Annotated in this window: 6 protein-coding genes; 4 read left to right on the plus strand and 2 right to left on the minus strand. The window is 72.6% G+C overall.

The features are described from left to right. Positions 1–121: 121 nt before the first annotated feature. Positions 122–1,747: a protein kinase domain-containing protein gene (locus ABT092_RS02275; RefSeq protein WP_351238830.1), complete on the minus strand. Its 1,626-nt coding sequence runs from the start codon at positions 1,745–1,747 to the stop codon at positions 122–124. A 327-nt stretch (positions 1,748–2,074) separates the two neighbouring features. Between ABT092_RS02275 and ABT092_RS02280 the strand changes: the two genes are divergently transcribed. The 3 genes from ABT092_RS02280 to ABT092_RS02290 all read left to right on the plus strand — a co-directional run bounded on the left by ABT092_RS02280 (position 2,075) and on the right by ABT092_RS02290 (position 4,636). Further along, positions 2,075–3,880, plus strand: coding sequence for a protein kinase domain-containing protein (locus ABT092_RS02280; RefSeq protein WP_351238832.1), 1,806 nt, complete (start codon positions 2,075–2,077; stop codon positions 3,878–3,880). Between the two features lie 272 nt (positions 3,881–4,152). Then, on the plus strand, positions 4,153–4,380 hold the full coding sequence (locus ABT092_RS02285) for a hypothetical protein (RefSeq protein WP_351238834.1): 228 nt from the start codon (positions 4,153–4,155) through the stop codon (positions 4,378–4,380). Continuing rightward, the gene (locus ABT092_RS02290; RefSeq protein WP_351238836.1) at positions 4,367–4,636 is read left to right on the plus strand and encodes a hypothetical protein; all 270 of its coding nucleotides are present in this window, start codon (positions 4,367–4,369) and stop codon (positions 4,634–4,636) included. The genes ABT092_RS02285 and ABT092_RS02290 overlap by 14 nt, the downstream gene beginning before the upstream one ends. A gap of 20 nt (positions 4,637–4,656) precedes the next feature. Here the strand turns inward: ABT092_RS02290 and ABT092_RS02295 are convergent, their stop codons facing one another. Next, a complete protein-coding gene (locus tag ABT092_RS02295; RefSeq protein ID WP_351238838.1) occupies positions 4,657–5,649 on the minus strand; it encodes a helix-turn-helix transcriptional regulator in 993 nt (330 codons plus the stop codon). A gap of 196 nt (positions 5,650–5,845) precedes the next feature. Here ABT092_RS02295 and ABT092_RS02300 point away from each other — a divergent pair, with 196 nt between their 5' ends. Next, entirely contained in the window at positions 5,846–6,115 is a 270-nt protein-coding gene (locus ABT092_RS02300) for a LuxR C-terminal-related transcriptional regulator (protein ID WP_351238840.1), read from the plus strand. The last annotated feature ends 126 nt before the right edge of the window (positions 6,116–6,241 follow it).

A 6,241-nucleotide genomic window follows, 5' to 3' on the forward strand; every position in this document is an offset into this window, starting at 1 on the left:
CCCGGGAAAGGTGCCGAAACTCGACTTGTTCAAGGAGAACCCGATGGGCCTGTGCCGTGCACCGTAGTCGTCGACGTAGACCAGGTTGGGTCGACCGCCGTGCCCCCCACCCGTTCCGGGGCTAGGACGCGGGCTTGCCGGTGGAGACGTCGAGCTGGATGGTCGGCGGGTCCTCGGGGTCGAAGGAGGTGTTCGCCGGGGGGAACTGCTTCATCACGGCCCCGTCGCCGTAGGTGTTCTCGTTGAGTTCGGTCTCCTCGAAGCGCCACCCGGCGGCCTGGAGGCACTCCTTCACCGAGCTGATGTGCCGGAGCACGAAGTCCGGCATCTCGACCTTGTTCTCGTCGTCGTACGCGGTCTCCGGCTCGGTGCACTCGGTGGTCTTGATGGTCTTGGTGGTGTCGGGACCCCGATAGCCCTCGACCTTCGCGGGCGCGGAGGCGCTGGGGGTGCGCTCGGCTTCGGCCGGTTCCTCGCCGTTGTTCTTGACGAGGCTGTTGGCGAGGACCACGGCGCCGGCGATCAGCAGGGGCAGGGAGTACAGGAGCGCCCGCTTGCGGGTGGGCTTGCGCTTGCCGGTGGCCGGCGGCCCGGGCTGCGGGGGCATCCCGTAGGCGGTGGGCTGGCCCGGCTGCTGCTGCGGGTACCCGGTCGGGGTCGGGTAGCCCTGCTGCGGGTAGCCGTAGCCCGGGCCGGGGGACGGGGTCGGCGGGCCGTAGGGGCCGGGCTGCGGCTGCTGGTACGGCGTGTGCACCGGGCCGGGCGGCGGGGCGGCGGTCTGCTGGTCGACGGGCGGGAAGACGGCCGAGGCGACGCCGGCGCCGCTGGCGGTCGGGGCGCCGGCCACGATGCTGGGCGCCGCGGGCTGGAGCGAGCGGGCGATCCGCAGGCACTCCTCGCGCATCGCCTCTGCGCTGGGGAACCGCTCGTTCGGGTTCTTCCGCAGCGCCCGGGCCACCAGGGCGTCCACCGCCGGGGGCACCGACCGGTTGATGCTCGACGGGGCGACCGCGTGTTCCTGGACGTGGGCGTAGGCGATGGCGAGCGCCGAGTCCGCCTCGAACGGAAGTCGCCCGGTGACCAGCTGGAACAGCATGATCCCCACCGAGTACAGGTCGGAGCGGGCGTCGACGGCCCGGCCGAGCGCCTGTTCCGGCGACAGGTACTGGGGGGTGCCGACGACCATGCCGGTCTGGGTCATCGAGGTGACCCCGGACTGCATGGCCCGGGCGATGCCGAAGTCCATCACCTTCACCACGCCGCGCTTGGTGATCATGACGTTGCCCGGCTTGATGTCCCGGTGGACCAGCCCCATCTCGTGGCTGATCTCCAGGGCGGCGAGGACGTCCGCGGTGACCTGGAGGGCCTGGTCGTTGGGCATCGCGCCGAACTGCCGGACGTCGGACTCCAGCACCGAGCCGAGCGGCCGGCCCTCGACGTACTCCATGACGATGAACGGGGTGGCGCCGCCGTTCAGCTCGTCCTCGCCGGTGTCGAAGACCGAGACGATGTTGGTGTGGGTGAGCTTCGCCACGGACTGCGCCTCGCGCCGGAACCGCTCGCGGAACGCGGGCTCACGGCCGAGTTCGGTGTGCAGGGTCTTGACGGCGACCTGCCGGTCGAGCACCGAGTCGTACGCCAGGTGGACGGAGGCCATGCCGCCCTCGCCGAGCAGGTCCCGCAGCTGGTAGCGCCCCCCGCCGACCGATCGCCCCGCGTAGCGGCCCTGCGCGCCGTCCTGGCTCATGGTCTGCGTCCCCCAGAGGCACGGGCGGGTGACGGTCGTCCCGGCCCCCCGAGCGCGGTGTATCGATGGTGCGATTCCCGGCCAAGTCTGCCGGAGGCCACCGACACGTCAAGTTCGATGCCCGTTCCGTGACCGTACGCGAACGAAGCGTCGCGCAAGCGTGACGGAGCCTTCACCGGGCGCCCACGGATTTGCCCCTATCGCGGGGTTACGGGTTTGATGGCCGGTCCATCTCGGACCGTGGCGGCCGGCAGAGGCTGTAGCGTTGGCCGGCGGAGACCGTAACAACCACCGCGCGTACGCGGGCAGAAACGACGGCGAGGACCCATGGCACAGACGCAGCGCGCCCAGGGCCCGTCCGACCCCGAGGCATCTGGTGGCGGTATGGGTGACGCGCCGGAGAACTGGGGCAACGGCGGACTGGTCGGGGACGGCCGGTACCGGCTGACCCACCGGCTGGGGCGGGGCGGCATGGCCGAGGTGTTCGCGGCCGAGGACGTCCGCCTGGGCCGCACCGTCGCGGTGAAGCTGCTCCGCGCCGATCTGGCCGAGGACCCGGTGTCCAAGGCCCGGTTCACCCGTGAGGCGCAGTCGGTCGCCGGTCTGAACCACCACTCCGTGGTCGCCGTGTACGACTCCGGCGAGGACCAGGTCGGCCACCAGACCGTCCCCTACATCGTGATGGAGATCGTCGAGGGTCGCACCATCCGCGACCTGCTGATCAACGCCGAGGCCCCGGGCCCGGAACAGGCGTTGATCATCGTCTCCGGGGTGTTGGAGGCGCTCGCCTACTCGCACCAGCACGGCATCGTGCACCGCGACATCAAGCCGGCGAACGTGATCATCACCCACAACGGCGCCGTGAAGGTGATGGACTTCGGCATCGCGCGCGCCCTGCACGGCGCGCAGTCGACCATGACCCAGACCGGCATGGTCATGGGCACCCCGCAGTACCTCTCCCCCGAGCAGGCCCTCGGCAAGGCCGTCGACCACCGGTCCGACCTGTACGCGACGGGCTGTCTGCTCTACGAACTGCTGGCGCTGCGGCCCCCGTTCACCGGGGAGACCCCGCTGTCGGTGGTGTACCAGCACGTGCAGGACATGCCGGTGCCGCCGTCCGAGGTGTCCGACGGGGTGCCGCCGGAGCTGGACGGCCTGGTGATGCGGGCGCTCGCCAAGGACCCGGACGACCGGTTCCAGACCGCGGAGGAGATGCGGGGGCTGATCCAGTACGGCATCCAGATGCTGTACGAGCAGGGCAGCCACACCGGCACCTGGAACACCGGGCCGGTGGCCGGGCACGACGGCGGGTACACCCCGGCGATGGGCGTCGCCGCCACCACGGCGCTGCCGCACCCCGACTCGGGCACCGCCCAGATCCAGCAGACCATGGTCCGTCCGTCCGGTGACGGCGGGTACGGCGGCTACGACCAGGGCTACGACACCCAGGGCGGTGGCGGCGGGCGCCGCCGGAACAACCTGTGGGTGGTGGCCGCCCTCGCGGTGATCGCGGTGATCGCTGGCGTGGCCCTGGCCGTGAAGCTGGCCGGCAACGACGCCGAGGACAACAAGCAGAAGAAGAAGGAGACTCCGGCGACCCAGTCGGAGAAGCCCGAGGAGAAGAAGGAGAAGGAGAAGGAGCCGACGGAGGAGTCGACCACCAGCAAGCCCAACAACTGGGGCACCGGCAGCGGCGGCGGCAGCGGTTCCAGCTCCACCAGCGGCGGCAACCAGTACCCGTCCTCGGGCGGCCAGCAGCCGGGCACCAGCGGCGGCGGCCAGACCCACGGCGGACAGCAGCCCACCCAGGGCGCCTCCCAGCCGGCCACCCCGCCCACGGACACCGAGGGCGGCGACTCCACCGGCACCACCGAGGGCGGCGAGACCGGCGGCGGCGCCACCGAGGGCGGCGACTCGACCGGCACCACCGAGGGCGGCACCTCCACCGGGACCACGGAGGGCGCCAACGGCGGCAGCGAGACCGGCGGCAGCGAGACCGGCGGCGGCGATGCGGCCGGCGGCACCGACTCCAGCGGCTCCGGCACCACCGGCTCGGCCGGTGCGGGCGCCAGCGGCGCGAGCGGTGCCAGCACCACCGGCTCCGCCGGCAGCGAGGGCGCGGCCACCTCGTAGCCCCTCCGGTAGCACCCCCCGCGCCCTCGACCCGCGCGGGACGACACGAACATCGCGGACCCGGTGGGTCCGGTTCCCGGCACTCCGGGGGCCGGACCCACCGGGCGTTCCGCCGTGGCATCAAGTGCCCGCGCCTGCGCAGGAAGCTGACACGTTTCGCCGTGGTTCGGCCACCCCGTCGTTGAGAGGCTTGATCTCGCCGGCAAGCAACGGGGGGAAGACCTCTTCCCATCGATTTCCCAGCGATCTTCTGTCGATTCGTGGAGGCGATGATGAGCGTCAAGGCTGGTGTCCGGGCGGGGAGCACCGTACTGATGGCCGTGGTGGGGGCGTGGGCGATGGTGGCGCCGGCCCAGGCGTCGCCCGCCGGGTGGGAGACCCCGGCGGACGTCCGCCCGGCGGTGGTCCACTGGTCGGTGGTGGTGGAGTCGTCCGGGAAGCTGTGGGACTCCCTGCGGACCGCCCTGGACGAGGTGCGGGGCGTCAATGGTTGGCAGTGAGGCGGCCGTGGCCGGGCACGAGGTGCGGGTGGCCGCGGCCACCGCCGCGGCGGGGGCCGCGGAGACCGCGTCGATCCGGCTGGTGGCGCTGCTGCCGGTGGGTTGGGGCTGTCACCAGCGGATCGAGGACGGACACATCGTGTTGCGGGTGCTTGCGCCCGGGGACCGGGGGGCCGACGCGGTGGCGGACTGGCTCGCCGGGGCCCTCGCGGACCGGGCCTTAGCGCACTGGGAGGCGCTCGCGCCGGGCGGCTGAGGCCCGGCGGGCGCGGCCCGTCAGACCCAGCCCCTTTCACGTGCCAACAGCGCTGCCTGGGCCCGACCGCCGGCGCCCAGGACGCGCAGCAGCTCGGCGATGTGCCGCCGGTAGGTGCGCACCGAGATGCCGAGGTTGCGGGCGCCCGTCTCGTCCTTGCCGACCCGGCACATCTCGGCGAGCACCAGCTTCTCCACCGCGGAGAGCGGGTAGGCGGCCGGGTCCCCGGAGCCCTCGGGGCCGGGCAGGTCGGCGGCCTCGTCCCAGATCTTCTGGAACAGCGCGAAGGCGTTGGCGACGAGGCCGGGTTGCCGGGTGAGCAGGGCGCCGCGGGAGGTGTCGGCGGGGTCGGCGGGCACCAGGACCGTCTGGCGGTCGTACAGCAGGATGCGCTCGGAGAGTGCGTCGATCACCTTGATCTCGGCTCCCTGGGCGGCCAGTTCGTGCAGGTAGGCGGCGGTCGGCGGATGGTCGAGCGCCCGACCGAGGATGACGCTGCGGATGCGGACGCCGCGGCGCAGGCAACGGGCGTCGAGGGGGCGGGCGTGGGCGATGTTCTCCGGGGTCAACTCGGTGTACGGCTCGACGGAGAGGATCTCCTCGCGGGCGAAGAAGGCCAGGTCGTCGATCCGGGTGCGGATCTCGGAGAGCACTTCCAGGCGTTCCACGTCCTGGGCGGGCCGGGAGCCGGCGCCCTGTTCGCGGCGCAGCTCGCCGACCAGGTGACGGGCCTGGGTGACCTGCTGCAACTCCTCGTGGAGGGTCTGGAGGCGGACGCGGATCAGCCGGTCCACCGCCAGCTCCGGCTCGGTGGGGGCCAGTTCGCCCGTCCCGTCGACCCGCAGCAGTCCGAGGGCGATCAGGCGCTCCCGGGCGGCGGTGACCTCCTCGGGAGGGGCGTGGTGCAGCAGGTGCACGTCCTCGCCGGAGGTGTGCGGGTTGCGCAGGAAGTGTCGGTAGAGGCGTTCCGCGGTCGGATCGAGACCGAGTACCGCCATGCTGCTGCCGCTCATTGTTCCCCCGAAGTGCTGACGCTGCCGTGTGGTGCCGCCCGTCACCAGCGGGTCGCGGGCCCGGTCACAGGCCCGCGGCGATGGTGTCGCGCACGGGGATCGTAAGACATCGGTAAAGGAGAAACGGGGGTTCCATGAGGGGCTGTGACGCAGTTGTGGAGGATCGAAAGGCCAGTTGGGGAGTGGTGAAGTGAGAATGCTGACCGAGCCGGCAGTCCACGGTCCGCTGGATTTCTCCGTGCTCACGGACCGGGAGCGGGAGGTGCTCCGCTTGCTCTCTTCGGGTGAGACCAACCGGAGGCTGGCCCGGCACCTGGGCATCGCCGAGCGCACCGTGCGGGCGCACACCGCGAGCATCGTGCGCAAGCTGAGCCTGCGCTCCAAGTTCGAGGCGGCGCTGGTGTCGCATCTGCACGCGGAGCAACTCGCGGCCGGGCCGCACTTCCCGGCCCGGGCCGCGGGGTAGGCCCGGCGGGGCGGACGGTCACGGGAGTGACGGAAGGGGGCCGGGGGGGCGGGGGGGGGGGCCGGGCCCCCCCCCCCCCCCCCGCCCGGGGGGGGGGGGGGGGGGCCCGCCCCGCGGGCGCGGCGC

This window comes from Streptomyces sp. NPDC002490 (assembly GCF_040296045.1).
Lineage (GTDB): Bacteria > Actinomycetota > Actinomycetes > Streptomycetales > Streptomycetaceae > Streptomyces.

Bases quoted from the DNA above. Each gene is read 5' to 3' on its own strand.
- ABT092_RS02275 (WP_351238830.1), bottom strand. From the start codon at position 1,747: ATGAGCCAGGACGGCGCGCAGGGCCGCTACGCGGGGCGATCGGTCGGC.
- ABT092_RS02280 (WP_351238832.1), top strand. From the start codon at position 2,075: ATGGCACAGACGCAGCGCGCCCAGGGCCCGTCCGACCCCGAGGCATCT.
- ABT092_RS02285 (WP_351238834.1), top strand. From the start codon at position 4,153: ATGAGCGTCAAGGCTGGTGTCCGGGCGGGGAGCACCGTACTGATGGCC.
- ABT092_RS02290 (WP_351238836.1), top strand. From the start codon at position 4,367: ATGGTTGGCAGTGAGGCGGCCGTGGCCGGGCACGAGGTGCGGGTGGCC.
- ABT092_RS02295 (WP_351238838.1), bottom strand. From the start codon at position 5,649: ATGAGCGGCAGCAGCATGGCGGTACTCGGTCTCGATCCGACCGCGGAA.
- ABT092_RS02300 (WP_351238840.1), top strand. From the start codon at position 5,846: ATGCTGACCGAGCCGGCAGTCCACGGTCCGCTGGATTTCTCCGTGCTC.